Annotated in this window: 19 protein-coding genes; 5 read left to right on the top strand and 14 right to left on the bottom strand. The window is 68.3% G+C overall.

The features are described 5' to 3' along the window. Window positions 1–43: 43 nt before the first annotated feature. From msrA to ACU0DV_RS14180, 10 genes are all read right to left on the bottom strand, one after another. Window positions 44–550 (bottom strand): peptide-methionine (S)-S-oxide reductase MsrA, encoded by a 507-nt coding sequence (msrA, locus tag ACU0DV_RS14225; protein ID WP_283982184.1) that lies wholly within the window; start codon window positions 548–550, stop codon window positions 44–46. After that, the gene (msrB, locus tag ACU0DV_RS14220) at window positions 547–996 is read right to left on the bottom strand and encodes a peptide-methionine (R)-S-oxide reductase MsrB (protein ID WP_100928074.1); all 450 of its coding nucleotides are present in this window, start codon (window positions 994–996) and stop codon (window positions 547–549) included. Before msrB ends, msrA begins: the two co-directional genes overlap by 4 nt. 417 nt (window positions 997–1413) lie before the next feature. After that, entirely contained in the window at window positions 1414–2469 is a 1056-nt protein-coding gene (gene queG, locus ACU0DV_RS14215) for a tRNA epoxyqueuosine(34) reductase QueG (RefSeq protein WP_446241934.1), read from the bottom strand. A 70-nt stretch (window positions 2470–2539) separates the two neighbouring features. Further along, window positions 2540–3205: an FtsZ-binding protein FzlA gene (gene fzlA, locus ACU0DV_RS14210; RefSeq protein WP_283982182.1), complete on the bottom strand. Its 666-nt coding sequence runs from the start codon at window positions 3203–3205 to the stop codon at window positions 2540–2542. Between the two features lie 101 nt (window positions 3206–3306). Next, complete coding sequence (mtgA, locus tag ACU0DV_RS14205) at window positions 3307–4059, bottom strand: monofunctional biosynthetic peptidoglycan transglycosylase (protein ID WP_100928077.1); 753 nt, start codon at window positions 4057–4059, stop codon at window positions 3307–3309. A gap of 202 nt (window positions 4060–4261) precedes the next feature. Continuing rightward, complete coding sequence (locus ACU0DV_RS14200) at window positions 4262–4534, bottom strand: putative quinol monooxygenase (RefSeq protein WP_446241935.1); 273 nt, start codon at window positions 4532–4534, stop codon at window positions 4262–4264. Between the two features lie 97 nt (window positions 4535–4631). Beyond that, entirely contained in the window at window positions 4632–9176 is a 4545-nt protein-coding gene (gltB, locus tag ACU0DV_RS14195) for a glutamate synthase large subunit (protein WP_283982179.1), read from the bottom strand. A 167-nt stretch (window positions 9177–9343) separates the two neighbouring features. Next, complete coding sequence (locus tag ACU0DV_RS14190) at window positions 9344–9805, bottom strand: GFA family protein (protein WP_446241936.1); 462 nt, start codon at window positions 9803–9805, stop codon at window positions 9344–9346. Beyond that, window positions 9802–10539, bottom strand: coding sequence for a hypothetical protein (locus tag ACU0DV_RS14185; protein ID WP_370313359.1), 738 nt, complete (start codon window positions 10537–10539; stop codon window positions 9802–9804). Before ACU0DV_RS14185 ends, ACU0DV_RS14190 begins: the two co-directional genes overlap by 4 nt. A 178-nt stretch (window positions 10540–10717) precedes the next feature. Next, window positions 10718–12157 carry an NAD(P)-dependent oxidoreductase gene (locus tag ACU0DV_RS14180; RefSeq protein WP_100928081.1) on the bottom strand — a complete coding sequence of 480 codons (1440 nt, stop codon included), beginning with the start codon at window positions 12155–12157 and terminating at the stop codon, window positions 10718–10720. A gap of 230 nt (window positions 12158–12387) precedes the next feature. On the opposite strand from ACU0DV_RS14180, the gene ACU0DV_RS14175 reads away from it, so the two are divergent. Beyond that, entirely contained in the window at window positions 12388–13191 is an 804-nt protein-coding gene (locus ACU0DV_RS14175) for an undecaprenyl-diphosphate phosphatase (protein WP_446241937.1), read from the top strand. An 18-nt stretch (window positions 13192–13209) separates the two neighbouring features. Here the strand turns inward: ACU0DV_RS14175 and rlmH are convergent, their stop codons facing one another. The 4 genes from rlmH to ACU0DV_RS14155 form a co-directional block, all read right to left on the bottom strand. Then, a complete protein-coding gene (gene rlmH, locus ACU0DV_RS14170) occupies window positions 13210–13680 on the bottom strand; it encodes a 23S rRNA (pseudouridine(1915)-N(3))-methyltransferase RlmH (RefSeq protein ID WP_446241938.1) in 471 nt (156 codons plus the stop codon). Between the two features lie 19 nt (window positions 13681–13699). Next, complete coding sequence (gene rsfS / locus ACU0DV_RS14165; RefSeq protein WP_283982173.1) at window positions 13700–14059, bottom strand: ribosome silencing factor; 360 nt, start codon at window positions 14057–14059, stop codon at window positions 13700–13702. Between the two features lie 348 nt (window positions 14060–14407). Continuing rightward, a complete protein-coding gene (locus ACU0DV_RS14160; RefSeq protein ID WP_370313356.1) occupies window positions 14408–14689 on the bottom strand; it encodes a hypothetical protein in 282 nt (93 codons plus the stop codon). A 154-nt stretch (window positions 14690–14843) separates the two neighbouring features. Next, on the bottom strand, window positions 14844–15926 hold the full coding sequence (locus ACU0DV_RS14155; protein ID WP_446241939.1) for a hypothetical protein: 1083 nt from the start codon (window positions 15924–15926) through the stop codon (window positions 14844–14846). Window positions 15927–16096: 170 nt separating this feature from the next. Between ACU0DV_RS14155 and ACU0DV_RS14150 the strand changes: the two genes are divergently transcribed. From ACU0DV_RS14150 to ACU0DV_RS14135, 4 genes are all read left to right on the top strand, one after another. Next, window positions 16097–17056: a metal ABC transporter solute-binding protein, Zn/Mn family gene (locus ACU0DV_RS14150; protein ID WP_100928088.1), complete on the top strand. Its 960-nt coding sequence runs from the start codon at window positions 16097–16099 to the stop codon at window positions 17054–17056. A gap of 1 nt (window position 17057) precedes the next feature. Further along, window positions 17058–17882 (top strand): metal ABC transporter ATP-binding protein, encoded by an 825-nt coding sequence (locus ACU0DV_RS14145; protein WP_100928089.1) that lies wholly within the window; start codon window positions 17058–17060, stop codon window positions 17880–17882. Window positions 17883–17930: 48 nt separating this feature from the next. Continuing rightward, complete coding sequence (locus ACU0DV_RS14140) at window positions 17931–19133, top strand: metal ABC transporter permease (RefSeq protein ID WP_100928090.1); 1203 nt, start codon at window positions 17931–17933, stop codon at window positions 19131–19133. A gap of 112 nt (window positions 19134–19245) precedes the next feature. Continuing rightward, entirely contained in the window at window positions 19246–20151 is a 906-nt protein-coding gene (locus ACU0DV_RS14135; protein WP_446241940.1) for a metal ABC transporter permease, read from the top strand. Window positions 20152–20317: the final 166 nt, after the last annotated feature.

The following is a 20317-nucleotide window of genomic DNA, read 5'->3' as shown; positions in this document are numbered from 1 at the left end:
CCGATACCCGGCGCGCCGCCCCTGTTGCCGACCCAAAAGGGCCTTATTCCGCCGCGTCCCGCCGGGGCAGAACCCAGCCCGGGCGCGGGTAGTGGCAGGTGTAGCCGTGCGGAATGCGCTGCAGGTAATCCTGGTGCTCGGGCTCGGCCTCCCAGAAATCGCCCACCGGCTCGACCTCCGTCACCACCTTGCCGGGCCAGAGGCCCGAGGCGTCCACGTCGCGGATCGTCTCCAGCGCGACTTCACGCTGCGCCTCGTCGACGTAGTAGATGGCCGAGCGGTAGGACATGCCCCGGTCGTTGCCCTGCCGGTTGGGCGTGGTCGGGTCGTGGATCTGGAAGAAGAACTCCAGCAGCCGGCGATAGCTGGTCTTCTCCGGGTCGAAGAGGATCTCGATCCCCTCCGCATGGGTCCCGTGGTTGCGGTAGGTCGCGTTGGGCACGTCGCCCCCGGTATAGCCCACCCGGGTCTTTTCCACCCCCGGCAGCTTGCGGATCAGGTCCTGCATTCCCCAGAAGCAGCCCCCAGCCAGAACGGCACGTTCGGTCATTGGATCTCCTCCACCTGGTCGATGTACTGGCCGTAGCCTTCGGCCTCCATGTCGTCGCGGTGCACGAAGCGCAGCGAGGCCGAGTTGATGCAGTAGCGCAAACCGCCCCGGTCGGACGGCCCATCCGGAAAGACATGCCCCAGATGGCTGTCGCCGTGGCGCGAACGTACCTCCGTGCGGATCATGCCGTGCGTGGTGTCCCGCAGTTCCACGACGTTCTCGGGTTCGATCGGCTTCACGAAGCTCGGCCAGCCGCATCCCGATTCGTACTTCGCGGCGCTGGCGAACAGCGGCTCCCCGGACACCACGTCGACGTAGATGCCGGGCTCCTTGTTTCCCAGGTATTCCCCGGTGCCCGGACGCTCCGTACCGCTCTGCTGCGTGACGCGATACTGCTCTGGCGTCAACGTGGCGATAACGTCCGGTCTGCGTTCATATTTTGGCATGTGCGTCCTCCTGTGCGGTCTGCAACGGAAGATGGGGCCTGTTGCGAATAAGCAAAGCCCCGCCGAAACATCGTACACATGAATGTGGGCAGCCTTGCGCCAAAAAGGTTCACCTGTCATGAAACAGGCGGGTGACAACGCTTTCTCCCAAGAACACGCAAGTCGCCTCGGGCGCGGAGATGGCAGCTCTGCGCCCGTCAATACCCCTCCGGACATCCACGGCTTGCATCGCAGCGTTCCGAAGCCCTGCTCTCGCAGGAACCTGTACATTTCGAGTGAATGCGTATTGGCAGCACGTCCCCCCACTCGGCAAATCGGATTCCATCACGGAATGAACGCCCGCGCAAGAGTCACGTTGCCGTGGCGTCTACTGTTTTTTCGGCAATCCGCGAAATGTGACCGAACTGCCGCGCCCCGTCAGCCCTTGCCGCGCAGGCGCCCAACCGCCCAGCGGGCCGCGTCCCGGACGGCCTCGTCGGGGTCGTCGCACAGCCCCTGCGCCACCGGCTCCAGCGCCGCCCGGCCCGAGTTGCCCACGGCATACATCACGTTGCGCACCATGCGGTCGCGCCCGATCCGCTTGATCGGAGAGCCGGAGAACCGCGCCCGGAATCCGGCGTCGTCCAGCGCCGCCAGATCGGCCAGCGGCGGGGCGCGCAGGTCGTCGCGGGCGTGATACTTCACCTCCTGCGCGACCCCTGCGAACTTGTTCCACGGGCAGACCGCAAGGCAGTCGTCGCAGCCGTAGATGCGGTTGCCCAGCCCGGGGCGCAGTGCCTCGTCCACCGGGCCCCTGTGCTCGATCGTCAGGTAGGAGATGCAGCGCCGCGCATCCAGCCGGTAGGGCGCGGGAAAGGCATCGGTCGGGCAGACGTCGAGGCAGCGGCGGCACGAACCGCAATGATCCGCTTCCGCCCCGTCCGGCGTCAGGTCGAGCGTCGTGAAGATGCAGCCGAGGAAGAACCACGACCCCAGCCTGCGCGACACGAGGTTGGTGTGCTTGCCCTGCCAGCCCAGACCCGCGGCCTGCCCCAGCGGCTTCTCCATCACCGGCGCGGTGTCGACGAAGACCTTGATCTCCGGCCCCGCCGTGCCCTCCGCCTCTGCCGCCTCGATCAGCCAGCGGCCCAGCCGCTTCAGCCGCTTCTTGACCACGTCGTGATAGTCGCGATGGCGGGCATAGACGCTGACCGCGCCGCGCTCGGGCCGGTCCAGCACCGCCAGCGGGTCCTCCTCGGGGCCGTAGTCCTCCGCCAGCATCACGACGGAGCGCGCCTCGGGCCAGAGCGCCGCCGGATCGCCGCGCCAGTGCATCCGCTCCGCCAGCCAGCCCATCTGGCCGTGATAGCCTGCGCCCACAAAGGCCTGCAGCCGCGACATCACCTCGGGCAGGTCCGCCACGCGGGCGACACGGCAGTCGGAAAACCCGACCTCTGCCGCTTCCCGCTTCAGCGTTGCCGTCAGATCCTGCACACGACCCCCGTTCCTCTCTGTCCGAAGTGTCCCCGACCGCGGCACGTCATGCCGCGCAGGGCAACCGGCCTCAGAAGTCGAGGTCGGCGTAATGGGCGGGCGGCGGGAAGCCCGGCACCTGGTCGGCCAGGATCGAGCGGAAGGCAGGGCGCGACTTGATCTTCGCGTACCAGTCCTTGACCACCGACGACCGGTTCCAGTCCACGTCCGAGATGTAGTCCAGCGACGACAGGTGCGCGGCGGCGGCGAAATCGGCCAGCGTCATGGAATCCCCGGCCAGCCAGCGGCGGTGATCCAGCAACCACGCCATGTAGTCGAGGTGGTACTTGACCGCCTTGGCGCCCGACTTGACGTTGCCGCTATCGGGGAAGCCGGCCTTCATCATCTTCTTGTTCACCCGCTCGTAAAGCAGCTTCGACGTCACCTCGTGGTGGAACTTGTCGTCGAACCAGCCCACCAGCCGGCGCACCTCGTAGCGCGCATCGGCAGAGCGCGGCATCAGCGAGGGTTCGGGATACTTCTCCTCGATCCATTCGCAGATCGCCGCCGACTCGGCCATTGTCTTGCCGTCGATCCGGATCACCGGAACCTTGGCCGCCGGGTTGCGCCGCAGGAAGTCCGGGTCCTGCTCCCAGTAGCGTTCCTCCACCAGCTCGCATTCGATCTTTTTCTCGGCGAGGCTCAACCGCACCTTGCGGCAGAACGGTGAAAGAGGAACGTGATAAAGCTTGGCCATTTAAGTCCTGTATGGTCGGGGAGCCCCCCACTAATAGAGGTCAAGGCCACCGGGATTCAAGCGCCTCCACGCGTCCCGGCCACGGCGCGCCGAAGCGCCGCTCATCCTTCGAAACAGTCGTCCCGCCCGTCGGCGGCAATCGTCGCCGCGCCGTCCTGGATCGACCGCGCCCGCCGGTCGACAGAGTTCGAGGGCCGCCCGGCGTTGCGCTCCTTCGGGTTGGGCAGGACCGCCGCCAGTAGCGCGGCCTGCCGCGCGCTCAGCGCATCGGCGCTCACCCCGAAGTAGTGCCGGGCCGCGGCCTCCACGCCAAAGACGCCCTCGCCGAACTCCGCCACGTTCAGGTAGACCTCAAGGATGCGCCGCTTGGACCACAGCGCCTCAACCATGGGGGTCATGCCGGCCTCCAGCCCCTTTCGGAACCACGACCGCTCCTGCCAGAGGTAAACGTTCTTCACCACCTGCTGGCTGATGGTCGACCCGCCGCGCGCCGCCCCTTCCGAGATCGCCGCCCGGATCGCGCCCATGTCGAACCCCCAGTGCTCGCAGAAATTGGCGTCCTCCGCCGCGACGGCAGAGCGGGCCATGACCGGCGCGATGTCCTCGAAGTCGACCCAGTCGCGTTCCAGCGCGCCCAGCCGCGACCGCTCCACCCACATGGTGTGCGTCATCGGCGGGTCGACCACGCTGAACAGCGCCACCGCCACGACCACCAGTCCTGCCATCAGCACCACTCCCCGCAGCACGAGCCTGCGCAGCCTCCGTTTCAGGGGAAGCCTGCCCGCCGTGCGTGCCTTGTCGCTCTTTGTCTTCCGCGCGTCCGTCTTGCGCGCCGCTTTTGCCCGTCTTGCCATCCCCCTTGTCTACACTGACGGGCGGCGGGTTCGAGAGCAAAAAAAGGAGCGCCCCGAAGGACGCCCCGCAGCCTGCCCGTACGGCCAGGCGAACCACTTGTTACCGTCAAAAGGGAACCCCTTACCAACGCCCCCTATATTGCTTCGGAAGGTGGCCCCGACCGTGCGCAAAAGTGGCGAGAAAGAGGTTTTTGACCTAACGTCAACCAATTTCGCGGATTTCGTAGTCGCGCTTTATCCCTGAGGTTGTCCTACCCCATTCACTTTCACGCATACGTTTCTGATGCGCCTCGAAGGCGGCGGAATCGGTGAATCGCTCCGCGACGCGCCAGACCAGCGGACCGCAGGGCTCCACCTCGAACGACAGGCAGCCCGGTTCCGCCCGGGTCAATGCAACGTGTTCGGGCAGCGCCTGACGCACCCGCTCCGCCTCTGCGGCGTCGGCGCAGATCAGCCGCCCCGTCAGTTCGATCATGTCCCCTCCCCCGCGCCCGTCCAGCCGGAGCCCGTCCAAAGCCGATAAAAAAAGGTCCCCGCCCGGGGGCAGGGACCTTCGATGTCCAACGCGGGGATCACTCCGCCGGAACGGCGAGGCTCTCCTCGATGCCCAGCGGATGCGGGATCTTGTTCAGCATCTCCTTCGGGCAGACCTGCACGAAGTGCGCCTTCTCCAGGTCCCAGTGCTGCAGGATCTCCGCCGCGCGCTGCGACCGGGTCTCGGCCAGGTGGCGCTCGATCAGGTCCTTCAGCTGGTCTTCCCAGGCCGACACGGTCACCGGGCAGGTCACCAGGCTTTCCATGTTCATCATGTCGCGCGCCTGATCGTCCGGATCGTACAGGTAGGCCATGCCGCCCGTCATCCCCGCACCGAAGTTCGCGCCGATCGGCCCGAGGATCACGGCGACACCGCCGGTCATGTACTCGCAGCCGTTCGACCCGCAGCCCTCGACCACGACCTTCGCACCCGAGTTGCGCACCGCGAACCGCTCTCCGGCCCGGCCTGCGGCAAACAGGTAGCCGTCGGTCGCGCCGTACAGCACGGTGTTGCCGATGATCGTGTTCTCCGACGCCACCAGCGGCGAGACCAGCGGCGGACGCACCACGATGGTGCCCCCCGACAGGCCCTTGCCGACATAGTCGTTGGCGTCGCCCGACACTTCCAGCTTCAGCCCCGGGGCCGCGAAGGCACCCAGCGACTGCCCGGCAGAGCCGGTCAGCTTGACGTGCAGGTGATCGGGCTGCAGCGCGTTGCGCATCCCGAACTTCGACACGATGTGCGACGAGGTCCGCGTGCCCACGGTCCGGTGCGTATTCATCACCGCGTAGGACAGCTGCATCTTCTCGCCGTCCTTCAGGAACCGCGCCGCATCGCGCACGATCTCCGCGTCGAGCGTATCGGGAACCGGGTTCCGATCCTTGTCGCGGTTGTACTGGATCGAGTCGGACCCATCCACGCGGATCAGCAGCGGGTTCAGGTCGAGGTCGTCGAGATGCTCCGCACCGCGCGACACCTGCGTCAGCAGGTCCGCCCGGCCGATCACGTCCGCAAGCGAGCGTGCACCGATCTCGGCGAGGATCTCCCGCACTTCCGTCGCGTAGAAGGAAATGAGGTTCACCACCTTGTCGGCGTTGCCTGTGAACTTCTCGCGCAGCGCCGGGTCCTGGGTGCAGACGCCCACCGGGCAGGTGTTCGACTGGCACTGACGGACCATGATGCAGCCCATTGCGATCAGCGCGGCGGTGCCGATGCCGAACTCCTCGGCGCCCATCATGGCGGCCATCACGATGTCGCGGCCCGTGCGCAGGCCGCCGTCGGTCCGCAGCGTGACCCGCGACCGCAGGTTGTTCATCGCCAGCACCTGGTGCGCTTCGGACAGCCCCATCTCCCACGGCAGGCCGGCGTACTTGATCGAGGTCGCCGGAGACGCCCCGGTGCCGCCGTTGTGGCCCGAGATCAGGATGATGTCGGCCTTGGCCTTCGCCACGCCCGCCGCGATGGTGCCGACGCCCGAGGACGCCACCAGCTTCACCGTGACCTTGCAGCGCGGGTTGATCTGCTTGAGGTCGTAGATCAGCTGCGCAAGGTCCTCGATCGAGTAGATGTCGTGGTGCGGCGGCGGCGAGATCAGCGTCACACCCTTGGTCGAATGGCGCAGGCGCGCGATCAGGTCGGTGACCTTCATGCCGGGCAGCTGGCCGCCCTCGCCGGGCTTGGCACCCTGCGCAACCTTGATCTCAAGCTCCTCGCAGTGGTTCAGGTACTCGGCGGTGACGCCGAACCGGCCCGAAGCCACCTGCTTGATCTTCGCCGACGGGTTGTCGCCGTTGGGCTCGGGCACGAAGTGTGCCGGATCCTCGCCACCCTCGCCGGAGTCGGACTTGGCCCCGATGCGGTTCATGGCGACGTTCAGCGTCTTGTGCGCCTCGGGCGACAGCGCCCCCAGCGACATGCCCGGCGTCACGAACCGCTTGCGGATCGCGGTGATCGACTCGACCTCTTCCAGCGGGATCGGCTTGCCCAGCGGCTTGATGGCCAGAAGGTCGCGCAGGTGGATCGGCGGGTTCGCCTGCATCGCGTTGGAATACTGCTTCCACAGCTCGTAGGACGCCCGGTCGCAGGCCGCCTGCATCAGGTGCATGACCTGCGCGCCCCATGCGTGGGTCTCGCCGGACTTGCGCGCCTTGTAGATGCCGCCGATGGGCAGCACGTCGCGGCCCGACAGGAAGCCCAGCCTGTGCACCTCCTCGGCCTTCTTCTGGATGCCCTTCACGCCGATGCCGGAAATGCGCGACAGCATGCCGGGCAGGTACTCGGCGCACATCGCACGGCTGAGGCCCACGGCCTCGAAGTTCAGGCCGCCGCGGTAGGACGAGATGACCGAGATGCCCATCTTCGACATGATCTTCAGCAGGCCCTGGTCGATGGCCTCGCGATACCGCGCCACCGCCTCGGTCAGGGTCATGTCCAGCAGGCCGCGCTTGATGCGGTCCGCCAGGCTGTCCTCGGCGAGGTAGGGGTTCACGGTGGTCGCGCCCGCGCCGATCAGCACCGCAAAGTAATGCGGGTCGATGCATTCCGCCGACCGCACGTTGATCGAGGTGAACGTCCTCAGCCCCTTGCGCGTCAGGTGGCTGTGCACCGCGCTGGTGGCGAGGATCATCGGCATCGCGACCTTGTCTTCCGAGGTCCGCTCGTCGGTCAGGATGAGGTGCCCCGCGCCGGAGCGCACGGCATCCTCCGCCTCGGCCCGGATGCGCGCCAGACCGTCCCGCAGCGCGTCCGGCCCGGGTGTGAAGGTGCAGTCCAGCGTGACGCAGGGCGCGTTGAAGTGCTTCTGCAGCTCGGCGAACTGGGCGTTGCCGATGAACGGCGTGTCCAGCACGAGGATCTCGGTCTGGCTCGACGACTCGTCCAGCACGTTCTTCAGGTTGCCGAAGCGCGTCTTCAGGCTCATCACGCGGAATTCGCGCAGGGAGTCGATCGGCGGGTTGGTCACCTGGCTGAAGTTCTGGCGGAAGTAATGCGACAGCGGGCGGTACTTCTTCGACAGCACGGCCGACGGCGTGTCGTCGCCCATCGACGCGATCATCTCCTTGGCGTCTTCCGCCATCGGCGCCAGCACCTGCTCCAGCTCCTCGATGGAGTAGCCGGCCGCGATCTGCCGGCGGCGCAGCTCGGCACCCTCGAAGATCGGCTTCTCGGTGATGGCGTTCAGCGCGGCGTCAAGCTCGGTGATCTTGCCGACCCACTCGCCGAACGGCTGGCTGGCCGCCAGGCGGTCCTTGATCTCCACGTCGTGGTAGAGCTTGCCGTCCTTCATGTCGACGGCGATCATCTGGCCCGGGCCAAGCGCGCCCTTCTCGCGGACCGTGGCCTCGTCGACAGGCACCATGCCCGCCTCCGACCCCGCGATCAGCATGCCGTCGCCGGTCACCACGTAGCGCATCGGCCGCAGACCATTCCGGTCGAGCCCGCCGCACACCCAGCGCCCGTCGGTCATCGCCAGCGCCGCCGGACCGTCCCACGGCTCCATCACGGAGTTGCAGTAGGAATACATGTCGCGCCAGGATTCCGGCAGCTCGATGGCCTGCTTCGACCAGGATTCCGGCACCAGCATGGTCTTCGCCATCGGCGCGTTGCGCCCGGCGCGCACCAGCACCTCGAACACCGAATCCAGCGCCGCCGAGTCCGACGACCCGGTGGCGATGATCGGCTTGATGTCCTCCGCGAGGTCGCCGAACGCCGAAGACGCCATGCGGATCTCGTGGCTCTTCATCCAGTTGACGTTGCCCTTCAGCGTGTTGATCTCGCCGTTGTGCGCCAGCATGCGGAACGGCTGCGCCAGCCACCACTGCGGGAAGGTGTTGGTGGAATAGCGCTGGTGATAGATCGCGAACGCGCTCTCGAACCGCTCGTCCTGCAGGTCCGGGTAGAACTCGCTGACCTGTTCCGCCAGCATCATGCCCTTGTAGATGATCGACCGGCAGGACAGCGACGCGATGTACAGGCCGCCCGAGCCGGCGATCCCCGCCGCCGCCGCCGCCTTCTCGATCCGCCGCCGGATCACGTAAAGCTCGCGCTCGAACTGCTCCTCGTCCACGCCCTTCGCGTTCGAGATCAGGATCTGCTCGATCTCGGGCCGCGTCGCGTTGGCCTTCTCGCCGAGGCAGGCCACCGACACCGGCACGTGACGCCAGCCGTAGATGTAATAGCCCATCCGCAGGACCTCGGTCTCCACGATGGTCCGGCAGGCCTCCTGCGCGCCGAAATCCGTGCGCGGCAGGAACACCTGGCCCACCGCCAGCAGCTCGTCCTTGCGCGGCGTGTGGCCGGTGCGCTCGACCTGGTCGTAGAAGAACGGCACCGGGATCTGCACGTGGATGCCCGCGCCGTCGCCGGTCTTGCCGTCCGCATCCACCGCGCCGCGGTGCCAGATCGCCTTCAGCGCGCCGATGCCCGCCTCCACGACCTTGCGCGACGGCTTGCCGTCAAGGCTGACCGCAAGACCCACCCCGCACGAGGAATGCTCCTCGCTCTCGTGGTACATGCCGTTCTCCGACATCCACTTGCGCTTGGCTTCCTCGGCCCGGACCCACTCTGCATCGTACTTGGTCATGGCTCACGCCCTCCATTCGTGGCCCCGGAGGGCCGTCTCAGTCCCGCGGGCCGCGCGGCCCGGTTTCCAGATGAGCCTTCCGGCCCCGTTCCCGGAAAGCGCCGAAGCCCCTGCTTCTCTGCTTTCCAAATACTCAACTGTCCCCGCGCCGCCACGGCGCGCGGACCTCAGTCCTCCGGGCCGCCGCCCTCCAGCACGCCGAAACGCTCGACGCACTCCTGCCGCGTCAGCAGGCGCCGCCCGTCCCCCGCATAGGCGAAGCTGTCGGGCTTGTGGTCGATGTAGATCTCGTTCGTCATCTCGAAGCCGCAGGCGTCGTCGAAGATGCCGATGGGCAGCTCCGTGTTGCCGAACCACCGGCTCTCCTGCGTCACCCGGAAATAGAGCCCCGAGCCGCAGCGCCCGCAGAACCCCCGTTCCGCCCAGTCCGACGAGGCGATGACCGAGACCGGCCCCTCCCACGTCACCTTCTCCGTCGGCACCGTCACACCGATCAGCGCCGAGCCGGTCCAGCGGCGGCACATCTCGCAGTGGCAGGCGCCCACGTTCACCGGCACCTCGGTGGCGGAGAAACGCACCGCGCCGCACATGCAGCCGCCGGTCTGCGGCCCGGACCGCAGCGCGCTCATCGCACCCGCTCCGCCACAGGTTCCGCAACAGGCTCCAGCGCGCTCATCATCACGCCGCAGTCGTAGATCGGCTCCAGCGCGCCAAAGCCCGGCTCGCCGGGATAGATGAACTCCTTCGGCGTCCGGTCGAACGAGGATTCCACCCCGTCGAACACCGCCTTGCCGCGACCGGCAAAGAACCGGCGGTGCACGGGCGAGACATACTCCGACCCGGTGTAGGTGCCCATCACGCTGCCGTCGGCATTCAGGAAGTTGACCTCGAACACGGTGCGGTACAGCGGCTCGCCGTCGATCACCACGTTGCGGTCGACGATCCGGTCCTCGCCGGTGACCCGCTGCACGCTGCCGTCCGGGGTGCGCTGCTCGAAATCCATGCTGTCGATGCCGGTCTCCAGAAGCGTGTCCATCGAGGCCGGATCCTTCGCCGGCAGCAGCGTCACCGTGGGTGCACCGCCCGGCAGTTGCCGGCTGGTGATCCACTGCGCCTGCGCGTCGATCCGGCTCTGGTAGACCGGACCCTCGTCGGTAAAGACCTCGCGGAAGCGGTCGGTGCCCGCGGCGGCGCAGGTGTAGTGATGCTCCACCCGGCAATCGCGGTGCTGCACGGTCAGGTAGGCGGTGCAGCCCTCGGGCGGTGCAAAGACCGCCGACTGCGCGGCCAGCGCCACCGGCAGGCAGCACGACAGGAGGGCCGAAAGCCCCGCCGTCACCATGCGCTGCACCGATTTACGCATCCTCAACCCTTTTGCCGGTTCGGGTCAGCGCTGCGGACCCTTAACACTTGTGAATGTCGCACGCCGCCCCGCGCGGGCGCCGCTTCAGGAGGTTAACAACCGGCCGGTTCAGGGGGTCGAAACGGCCGGAAAGCGCATCCTAGGCGGGAATTGCACCGCAATCCCCGCAACTCAAAGGTTATTCAGCCGCCACGGCCGTCTTTGCGTCAAGATCCTTTAACAGCGCCTCGACACAGTCGCGCCCGTCGCGGATCGCCCAGACCACCAGCGAGGCACCGCGCACGATGTCGCCGATCGCGTAGACCCCCGGAAGCGCCGTGCGGCCGGTGGTGAACTCCGCCTTGACGGTGCCCCAGCGGGTCACGTCGAGGCCCGGCACACCCCAGAGCGTCGGCAGCTCTTCCGGCTCGAAGCCGAGCGCCTTGATCACCAGATCCGCCGGTTCGTCGTAGTCCGATCCGTCGATCAGCTCCGGCCGCTGGCGGCCCGAGGCATCCGGCGCGCCAAGGCGCATCTTCTGCACGCTCACCGCGCTGACGACGTCGCCGCCTTTGAAGCCCGCCGGTGCGGTCAGCCATTCGAAGACCACGCCCTCTTCCTCGGCGTTCTGCACCTCGCGCTGCGACCCGGGCATGTTGGCGCGGTCGCGGCGATAAAGACACTTCACGCTCTCGGCGCCCTGGCGGATCGCGGTGCGGACGCAGTCCATGGCGGTGTCGCCGCCGCCGATCACCACGACCTTCTTGCCCTTGGCGTTCAGCGTGCCGTCCTCGAACTCCGCCACCGTGTCGCCGAAGTTGGCCGACTTGTTGGAGGCGGTGAGGTAGTCGATCGCCTTGACGATGCCCTTTGCGCCCGCGCCCGGCCCGCCGAGGTCGCGCGACTTGTAGACGCCGGTGGCGATGATGACCGCATCATGTTGTGCGCGGATCTCGTCGAAGGACATGTCGTCGCCGACGTTGCAGTTCATGACGAAGCGCACGCCGCCGTCTTCCAGCTGCTTGACGCGGCGCATGACCACGTCCTTCTCCAGCTTGAAGCCGGGGATGCCGTAGGTCAGCAGCCCGCCCGCGCGGTCGTAGCGGTCATAGACCGTGACCTGCACACCGGCGCGGCGCAGCATGTCCGCCGCGGCAAGGCCGCCGGGGCCCGCACCGATGATGCCGACCGACTCCTCGCGCTCACGCGCGGGCGAGGCGGGCTTCACCCAGCCGTTTTCCCACGCGGTGTCGAGGATGTATTTCTCGACCGTGCCGATGGTGACGGTGCCGTGGCCCGATTTCTCGATCACGCAGTTGCCTTCGCACAGGCGGTCCTGCGGGCAGATGCGGCCGCAGATCTCCGGGAAGGTGTTGGTGGACTGCGCCAGTTCGTAGGCTTCCTCCATCCGCCCGGTCGCGGTCAGCCGCAGCCAGTCGGGGATGTTGTTGTGCAGCGGGCAATGGCTCTGGCAGTAAGGCACGCCGCACTGCGAACACCGCGCCGCCTGCTCCTTCGCACGGGCGTCGGCGAACTCCGCGTAGATCTCGTTGAAATCCTTGTTGCGGACGTTCGCGTCACGCTTGTCCGGCATCTGGCGCTCGGTGGTGACGAATTTCAGCATCGGCTGCTTGGCCATGTGTCGTGAAACCTCTTGCAGGGGTCAACCTCGTATCGCCGCCTCTGTACCGAAGCTTGATACGGAATAAAAGTCATAAGTGCTGACCTAAATGGCGATTTTCACGCCCCCGGATACCGATATTTGGCCTTCCGGGCCGAAATATGGGTAGCAAACCGGACCTATTTTCACTCTTTTCTCTGAGAAACAGGGGGTTATACCGAAGCTGACCGATTTGCCGGAGCCGCTCGATGCCGCTGACCCAACTCCTGATTCTCGCACTGATCCAAGGTATTACCGAGTTTCTCCCGATTTCCTCCTCGGGTCACCTGATTCTTCTGCCCAACCTGACCGGAATGCAGGATCAGGGCCTCGCCATCGACGTTGCCGTCCACGTGGGCACCCTGGGGGCCGTGCTGCTGTATTTCCGGGCAGATGTGAAAGAGGCGGTCTCCGGCCTGCCCCGCCTGCTGACGGGACATATGGACACACCGGGTGCCCGGCTCGCCTTCCTGCTGATCGTCTCGACCATCCCGGTTATCGTCGCGGGCCTCGCGCTGAAGGTCCTCGGCATCGACGAGATGCTGCGCTCCACCGCCGTGATCGGCTGGACGATGCTGGTCTTCGGGCTGGTGCTCTGGTGGGCCGACCGCACCGGCAAGGAAGAGAAGACCGACACCGACTGGTCGCTGAAGGACGCCATCATCATGGGGCTCTGGCAGGCCGTCGCCCTGATCCCCGGCACCTCGCGTTCGGGCATCACGATCACCGCCGCGCGGATGCTGGGCTACACCCGCACCGACGGCGCGAAGCTCGCCATGCTGATGTCGATCCCGACGATCCTCGCCTCCGGCGCGCTGCTGAGCCTCGACGTGCTCACCGGCGACGACACGGTGGTGGTGAAGGACGCGCTGATCGGCGCCGCCTTTGCCTTCCTCGCGGCGCTTCTGGCACTGACCCTGATGATGCGCCTGCTGCGCAGCGTCAGTTTCACGCCCTACGTCATCTACCGGGTGATCCTCGGCGCGATCCTGCTCTGGATCGCCTACACCTGACGGAGGCCGGGCCGAATCTCAGGCCCGGTGATACGGCGCCCCGGCCAGGATCGAGGCCGCCCGGTACAGCTGCTCCGCCAGCATCACCCGCACCAGCATGTGCGGCCAGACCATCGCGCCGAAACTGAGCGAAAAATCCGCCTCGGCGCGCAGCCCGGGGTCGATGCCGTCAGCGCCCCCGATGACGAAGGCCAGATCGGAACAGCCGCCGTCGCGCAGGTCCGCCAGCTTTCCGGCAAACTCCGGCGAGGTCATCAGCGCACCGCGTTCATCGAGGGTACAAAGCTTCGCGCCGCCGGGCAGCGCCTTGCGCAGCAGCACGGCCTCTGCCGCCATGCCGCCGCCCTTGCGGTCGTCGACCTCGACCACGCGCGCAGGGCCAAGGCCAAGCGACCGGCCGCTGCGGTCGAACCGCTTGAGATAATCGTCGATCAGGGCGCGTTCCGGACCGGCCTTCAGCCGGCCCACCACGCACAGGTGCACTTTCACGTCGCGTCCGGACCTTCCATCAGGCCGAAGCGGTCGCGGGCATCCACATCTTCTCGAGCTGGTAGAACTCGCGCACTTCGGGGCGGAACACGTGCACGACAACGTCGCCCGCGTCGATCAGCACCCAGTCCCCGATGTCCTTGCCTTCCATCTTGCACTGGACGCCCAGCTCCGACTTCAGGGTCTCGGCCAGCTTGTCCGAGAGCGCGGCGACCTGCCGGGTCGACCGGCCGGAGGCAATCACCATCCAGTCACAGACAGAGGACTTCCCGCGCAGGTCGATCTGCACGACGTCTTCGGCCTTGTTGTCGGAGAGGGTGGAGAGGACCGTGGCGAGGATCTCGCTGCTCGTCGGGTCCGGTCGGGTCGGCGCCGTCATCGGCTGACCCTGTTCAGCGGGTGTACCCGCATGTGCCATTGCAGACAGGACATTGTCCTCCTTCGGATAGCGCGCCTGTGACACGCCCCGGCGCCGGGCTGCCTATGAATATAGCAGCGCAAATGTGAATTCTCAATGTCGTGCCGACACGGACGGCAAAGCCGCGCCACACCCCCGGAAAGCTGCCCGTTTTCCGGGCGCGGATCGCATGGTCCGCTCCGGGCATCGCGCCTCACCGGGCCGCATCCGTCACCCGCCCGAACCGCCAGCGCACCCACGGCCGCCCAGCAATCCGCCCCAACGCTCCGGCGCAACCGGCACCCCGCGCCGAAGAACGGCCTCCCGGTCTCACCCCGCACCCAGTGCAAGATACCCCACATAGACCAGCCACAGCGCCGCCAGCCCCCAGGCCACGTGCATCACCCGCGTCAGTCGCCGGTGCCGTGCCGTGTAGTCGCGGAAGGCCTCCTCGTCGGGCGCCTCGTACTCCGGCGCCTCGCCCAGCCGCCGCCTCAGCGCGGTGGGCAGATCGCGCGCCATCCGCCGGATGCGCGTCCGCCGCCAGTTCGACGCCGCCATGACGACGAACACGCAGACCATCGCCAGGGACCATACCGGATTGGCCTGCATCAGACGCCTCCCGCTTCTCTGCTTTGCAAATACTCAAATCCCGGCGTGCGGGCCATACGCCACGCCAGACGCCGCGCGCACCCGGCGTAGGGTGGGGCTCCGCGCCACCGTGCCCCGACGGCCACACAGCCCGCCCAACCCACAGTCGCAGACCTCACCCCGGCCGCTGCGGCAGCACCGCCACCGCCTCCTGCAACCGCCCGTCAGGCACGGTGTTGTCCCGCACCTTCGTGCGTTTCAGAAGCTTCCAGCCGTTGGTGATGTTGCGGCAATGCCAGAACCAGGCATCCTTCGCGCGGAACCACGTCGGGAACGGCAGCCGCTCCAGCCGGTGCTGGCGCCACTCGAACCCGCGCAACGGCCCCGAGGGCACCATGCACCACTTGTCCGGACAGGCCTGCGCCGGATCGTCGCGCCAGCCATGCGCCGCGTGGAACGGCACGCCCTCGAACCCCGGCTCCGGATGCACCCAGTAGCCCGGGAAGGCGAGGTAACCGAACCGGCTCGCCGCCGCCCGGTCGAAGATCGAGCCCTCGGACATCACCAGTTCGTCGAGGTCGCAGTTCAGCACGGCGCGGGCATCCCACAGGAACCGGTGCCGCACCGCGTTCAGCACGCAGAACTGCAGGAACAGCTCGGAGTTGGCATAGGGTTTCCTGCCGCGCGGCCCGTAAGGCACGGAGGTCGAGAGCACCCGCGCCACCGGCACGCCGCTCGCCTCCAGCGCCGCCTGCACCGCCGTGCGCCCGTACTCCGCCGAGCCGTTGTCGACGAACAGCACCGCATCGGCGCCGTGGTGGATCATGTGGAAGCGCACCCAGTCCTCGATCCACGCCGGATCGTTGTCCTTCGACAGGGTGACCAGCACGTTGCGCCCGGCAAAGCCCGCCTCCGGCCCGTGCACGGCGCTCTCCCCGCGCCAGCCGCCCACCTCGACCGAGACGGCCGCGGGGCAGCGCGCCGACGGCAGCGAGATCACCGTGTGGCGGTCGTAGGTCCGGAACCGCGCCCGCACCGCCCGCCCGTCCAGCGCGAACCGCGCGCCGCGCAGCGCAGGCGCAAGGTTGTTCAGCCGCGGGCAGATCAGCCGCACCACCCCGTCGCGCCAGACCGCGTCCAGCCACAGCGTGCGCGCGTCGAACCGCTCGAGGTAGTCGTCCTCCCAAAAGGATTCCTTCACCCGCGGCTGCCGTTCCAGCCCGCTGCCGTCCAGCGTCAGGGTCGCGAAATCGGTCAAGCGCCACTCCCTGTCCGGCCCTATCTCGTCCGGACCGGGCTTGGCATGGATCGTGCTGACCGTTCAAGCGGCAACAAACGTGCCATCCCCGTCTTTTCTTGCGACTAAGTCGCATCAACATTGACTTCTTGCGAATGACTCTCATATTCAACCGGGAAAGGACAGCTTACATGACATTTACACGCCGGACCTTCCTTGGCGCCGCGGCCGCCCTTCCCCTCCTGCCGCGCAGGGGCCACGCCGCGCCGCCGCTCAGGGTCACCGCCACCACGGGCATGATCGCCGACACCGCGCGCAACGTGGCGGGCGGGCTGGCCGAGGTGACCGCGCTGATGGGCCCGGGCGTCGATCCGCACGGCTACCGCCAGACCCGCTCCGACATCGTCACCCTGACCCGGGGCGACGTGGCGCTGCGCAACGGCCTCAACCTCGAGGCGCAGCTCGAGGACCTCTTCGAAACCCTGTCCAGCCGCGTGCCCGTGGTGCCGGTTGCCGAATCCGTCCCGGCAGAGGACATCCTGCACAACACGATCTACGAAGGCCGCCCGGACCCGCACGTCTGGATGGTGCCCCGCCACTGGCGGCACGCGGTCGGGGCGACCCGCGACGCGCTGACCGGCCTGCGTCCCGACCAGGCCGAGACCTTCGCCGCCAACACCGACGCCTACCTCGCGGAGCTGGCCGGGCTCCAGTCCTACGCGGCAGAGGTGCTGGCCACCGTGCCGGAACCCGCGCGCGTCCTCGTCACCGCCCACGATGCCTTTGCCTACTTCGGCGCCGAATACGGTTTCGAGGTCCTGGGCATCCAGGGCATCTCCACCGAATCCGAGGCCGGCCTGCAGCGCATCGCCATGCTGGTCGACACGCTCGTGACGCGCGGCATCGGCGCGGTCTTCGTCGAAAGCTCGGTCTCCGACCGCAACGTGCGCGCGCTGATCGAAGGGGCCGCCTCGCGTGGCGCCGACGTCCGCATCGGCGGAGAGCTGTTCTCCGACGCCATGGGCCAGCCCGGCACCTACGAGGGCACGTGGATCGGCATGATCGACCACAACGTGACCACGATCTGCAACGCGCTCGGCGGCACCGCCCCGGACCGCGGCATGAACGGCACGCTCAATGCAGGGATCTGAAATGCGCGGCCCCGACCTCGCCACATCCGCCGGACGCCCGGTGACCGAGGACCTCTCGGCGGCGCCGCTCGCCCTGCGCGGGCTGACCGTCTCCTATGGCGGCGAGCCGGTGATCTTCTCCATCGACATGACGCTGGCGCCCGGCACGATGACCGCGATCATCGGCCCCAACGGCGCGGGCAAGTCGACGCTGCTGAAGGCGGCGCTCGGGGTCATCAGGCCGCTCGCCGGCCGTGTCACCGCCTGGGGCGCCCCGCTCGAAGCGGCCCGCCACCGGATCGCCTACGTGCCGCAGCGCGCCTCCATCGACTGGGATTTCCCGACCACGGTCATGGACGTGGTGCTGATGGGCCTTTGGCGCGAACTGGGCCTGCTGAAGCGCACCCGCAAACACCACCGCGACGCGGCGCTGGCCTGCCTCTCCCGCGTGGGGATGGAGGGTTTCGCCGACCGCCAGATCGGCCAGCTGTCGGGGGGCCAGCAGCAGCGGGTCTTCCTCGCGCGGGCGCTGGCGCAGAAGGCAGACCTCTACATGCTGGACGAACCCTTTGCGGGGGTAGACGCCGCCACCGAAAGCGCGATCATCACCGTCCTGCACGCGCTGCGCGACGAGGGGCGCACCGTGCTTTCGGTGCACCACGACCTCGCCACCGTGCCGCGCTACTTCGACCGGGTCTTCCTGATCAACCGCCGCCGCATGGCCGAAGGTCCCACGGCCACGACCTTCACCGAAAAGGCGCTGGCCTCCACCTACGGCGGGCGGCTGCCCGACCCGCGCCTGCATCAGGGCGGACCGGAGCGGACCGGCCTGCCGAACACCGCCTGATCCGGACCCCGCTTCCCCGACATTGCCCAAAGGACACGACCCCGCACCATGCTTCTCGACGCGCTGACCCTGCAACTCGGCTACAACGCGACGCTGGTCGCGCTCGGCGCCGCCGCGCTGGGGCTGGCGGCGGGCACCGTGGGTGCCTTCCTCTTCCTGCGACAGCGGGCGCTGGTCTCGGATGCGATCAGCCACGCGACCCTGCCCGGCCTTGCCTGCGCCTTCCTTCTGATGGTCGCCTTCGGCGGTGAGGGCCGCAACCTCGCCGGGCTGATGGCGGGCAGCGCCGTGTCGGCCTGGATCGGCCTGTGGCTCACGGCCTGGCTGACCCGCCGCACCCGGCTGTCCGAGGACGCGGCCATCGGCGCCGTGCTCTCGGTCTTCTTCGGGCTGGGCGTGGTACTGCTGACGGTAATCCAGACCATGTCCGCCGGACGGCAGGCCGGGCTCGAAAGCTTCCTGCTCGGCTCGACCGCGGGCATGCTGCAAAGCGACGCGCTGCTGATCGCCGCCGGGGGCGCGCTGACGCTGGCCGCCACCCTGCTCCTGCGCCGCCCGCTCCTGATGATCGCCTTCGACGAAGGCTATGCCGCGCAGCGGGGCCTGAACGTGCCCGCTTTCGACATGGCGCTGATGACGCTGGTGATGGCGGTGACCGTGACCGGGCTGAAGATCGTCGGGCTGATCCTGATCGTCGCGCTGCTCATCATCCCGCCCGTCGCCGCCCGCTTCTGGACCGACCGCGCCCCGCATGTGGCGATGCTGTCCGGGCTGATCGGCGGCGCGTCGGGCTATGCCGGGGCGGCGCTGTCGGCCACCGCACCGCAACTGCCCACCGGGCCGATCATCGTGCTGACCTCCTTCGCCCTCTTCACCCTTTCGCTGATCGCCGCACCGGGGCGCGGGGTGCTGGCCACCGTGGTGCGTCACCGCCGCCTGCAACGCCGGGTCCACCTGCGGCAGGGGCTTCTGGCGCTCGCCCACGGCCAGCCGGTCTACGAAGACCTCACCCGCCGCATGCTCCGCGCCAACGGCCTGCTGCGCGCCGACGGCGTCCCCACCGAGAGGGGCCGCGCCCGCGCCGCGCAGGAGGCCCTGGACGAGGCCCGCTGGCAGGCGCTGCGCCGCGCGCCCCACCTGTCCGAACTCGCCGCACGCGACGACGGCCTGACCCGGATCGAGGACATCCTGACCCGCGACCAGATCGCCACGCTCGACACGCGCCTCGGCCCGAAGGGAACAGTGGCATGACCGGTCTGCCCGATCCTGTCCGCATCGCGAAGCCCGCACACGCCCCACAACCGGCGCAGCAGACCCGCATAGCCCGCCAGGCGCCGCCCGCCCCAATCCCGGGGGGTGCGTCATGAACCCCGAGTTCCTCGCCCTCTCCCTGCCGCCGATGCTGATCGGCACGCTGGCCGCGATGGCCTGCGCCCTGCCCGGCAACTTCCTGCTGCTGCGGCGGCAGGCGCTGATCGGTGACGCGATCTCGCACACCGTGCTGCCGGGAATCGTGGTCGCCTTTCTCGTGACCGGCACGATCGCCGCCGTGCCGATGATGCTGGGTGCGGCCGGGGCAGCACTTGTTGCCGTGGTCCTGATCGAGGCCGTCCGGCGGCTTGGCCGGGTGGAACCCGGCGCGGCCATGGGCGTCGTCTTCACCGCGATGTTCGCCGGCGGCGTGCTGCTGCTGGAACAGACCGACACCGCGTCGGTGCACCTCGACGTGGAGCACGCGCTCTACGGCAACCTCGAAAGCCTGATCTGGCTCGACGGTTTTTCGTGGAGCGCGCTGATTGATCCCGCCGCGCTCGCCACGCTGCCGCCGGAACTGGGCCGCATGGCCGCGGCGCTGGCCGTCGTCGCGGTCGCGACATGGTTGTTCTGGCGGCCGCTGAAGCTCGCCACCTTCGACGAAGCCTTCGCCCGCACCCTCGGCCTGCCGGTGACGCTGATCTCGCTGGGCATCGTGACGATGGCGGCACTCGCGGCCGTGGCCGCCTTCGACGCCGTAGGCTCGATCATCGTGATCGCGATGTTCATCTGCCCCCCCGCCTGCGCCCGCCTGATGACCAACCGGCTGGAACGCCAGGTGGCCTGGTCCCTGGGTTTTGCCACACTCTCCGCCGTCCTGGGGTATGTCCTGGCTGGGTACGGCCCGCTCTGGTTGGGCAGCTCTGCTTCGGTCTCCGCCGCCGGGATGATTGCCACGGTGTCGGGCGTACTACTCGGGCTGACCGCGCTCTTCGGCCCCCACCGCACGAACTGAACGGTTTCGGATCGGCTGACGCCGATCCGACCGGGGGGGGGGGGGGGGGGGGGGGGGGGGGGGGGGGGGGGGGGGGGGGGGGGGGGGGGGGGGGGGGGGGGGGGGGGGGGGGGGGGGGGGGGGGGGGGGGGGGGGGGGGGGGGGGGGGGGGGGGGGGGGGGGGGGG

It is taken from the genome of Sagittula sp., from assembly GCF_052825245.1.
Note: the sequence above shows the minus strand (reverse complement) of the source record. Positions and strands in the feature narration are given on the sequence as shown.

Bases quoted from the DNA above. Each gene is read 5' to 3' on its own strand.
- msrA (WP_283982184.1), bottom strand. From the start codon at position 550: ATGACCGAACGTGCCGTTCTGGCTGGGGGCTGCTTCTGGGGAATGCAG.
- msrB (WP_100928074.1), bottom strand. From the start codon at position 996: ATGCCAAAATATGAACGCAGACCGGACGTTATCGCCACGTTGACGCCA.
- fzlA (WP_283982182.1), bottom strand. From the start codon at position 3,205: ATGGCCAAGCTTTATCACGTTCCTCTTTCACCGTTCTGCCGCAAGGTG.
- mtgA (WP_100928077.1), bottom strand. From the start codon at position 4,059: ATGGCAAGACGGGCAAAAGCGGCGCGCAAGACGGACGCGCGGAAGACA.
- ACU0DV_RS14200 (WP_446241935.1), bottom strand. From the start codon at position 4,534: ATGATCGAACTGACGGGGCGGCTGATCTGCGCCGACGCCGCAGAGGCG.
- gltB (WP_283982179.1), bottom strand. From the start codon at position 9,176: ATGACCAAGTACGATGCAGAGTGGGTCCGGGCCGAGGAAGCCAAGCGC.
- ACU0DV_RS14190 (WP_446241936.1), bottom strand. From the start codon at position 9,805: ATGAGCGCGCTGCGGTCCGGGCCGCAGACCGGCGGCTGCATGTGCGGC.
- ACU0DV_RS14185 (WP_370313359.1), bottom strand. From the start codon at position 10,539: ATGCGTAAATCGGTGCAGCGCATGGTGACGGCGGGGCTTTCGGCCCTC.
- ACU0DV_RS14180 (WP_100928081.1), bottom strand. From the start codon at position 12,157: ATGGCCAAGCAGCCGATGCTGAAATTCGTCACCACCGAGCGCCAGATG.
- ACU0DV_RS14175 (WP_446241937.1), top strand. From the start codon at position 12,388: ATGCCGCTGACCCAACTCCTGATTCTCGCACTGATCCAAGGTATTACC.
- rsfS (WP_283982173.1), bottom strand. From the start codon at position 14,059: ATGACGGCGCCGACCCGACCGGACCCGACGAGCAGCGAGATCCTCGCC.
- ACU0DV_RS14160 (WP_370313356.1), bottom strand. From the start codon at position 14,689: ATGCAGGCCAATCCGGTATGGTCCCTGGCGATGGTCTGCGTGTTCGTC.
- ACU0DV_RS14150 (WP_100928088.1), top strand. From the start codon at position 16,097: ATGACATTTACACGCCGGACCTTCCTTGGCGCCGCGGCCGCCCTTCCC.
- ACU0DV_RS14145 (WP_100928089.1), top strand. From the start codon at position 17,058: ATGCGCGGCCCCGACCTCGCCACATCCGCCGGACGCCCGGTGACCGAG.
- ACU0DV_RS14140 (WP_100928090.1), top strand. From the start codon at position 17,931: ATGCTTCTCGACGCGCTGACCCTGCAACTCGGCTACAACGCGACGCTG.
- ACU0DV_RS14135 (WP_446241940.1), top strand. From the start codon at position 19,246: ATGAACCCCGAGTTCCTCGCCCTCTCCCTGCCGCCGATGCTGATCGGC.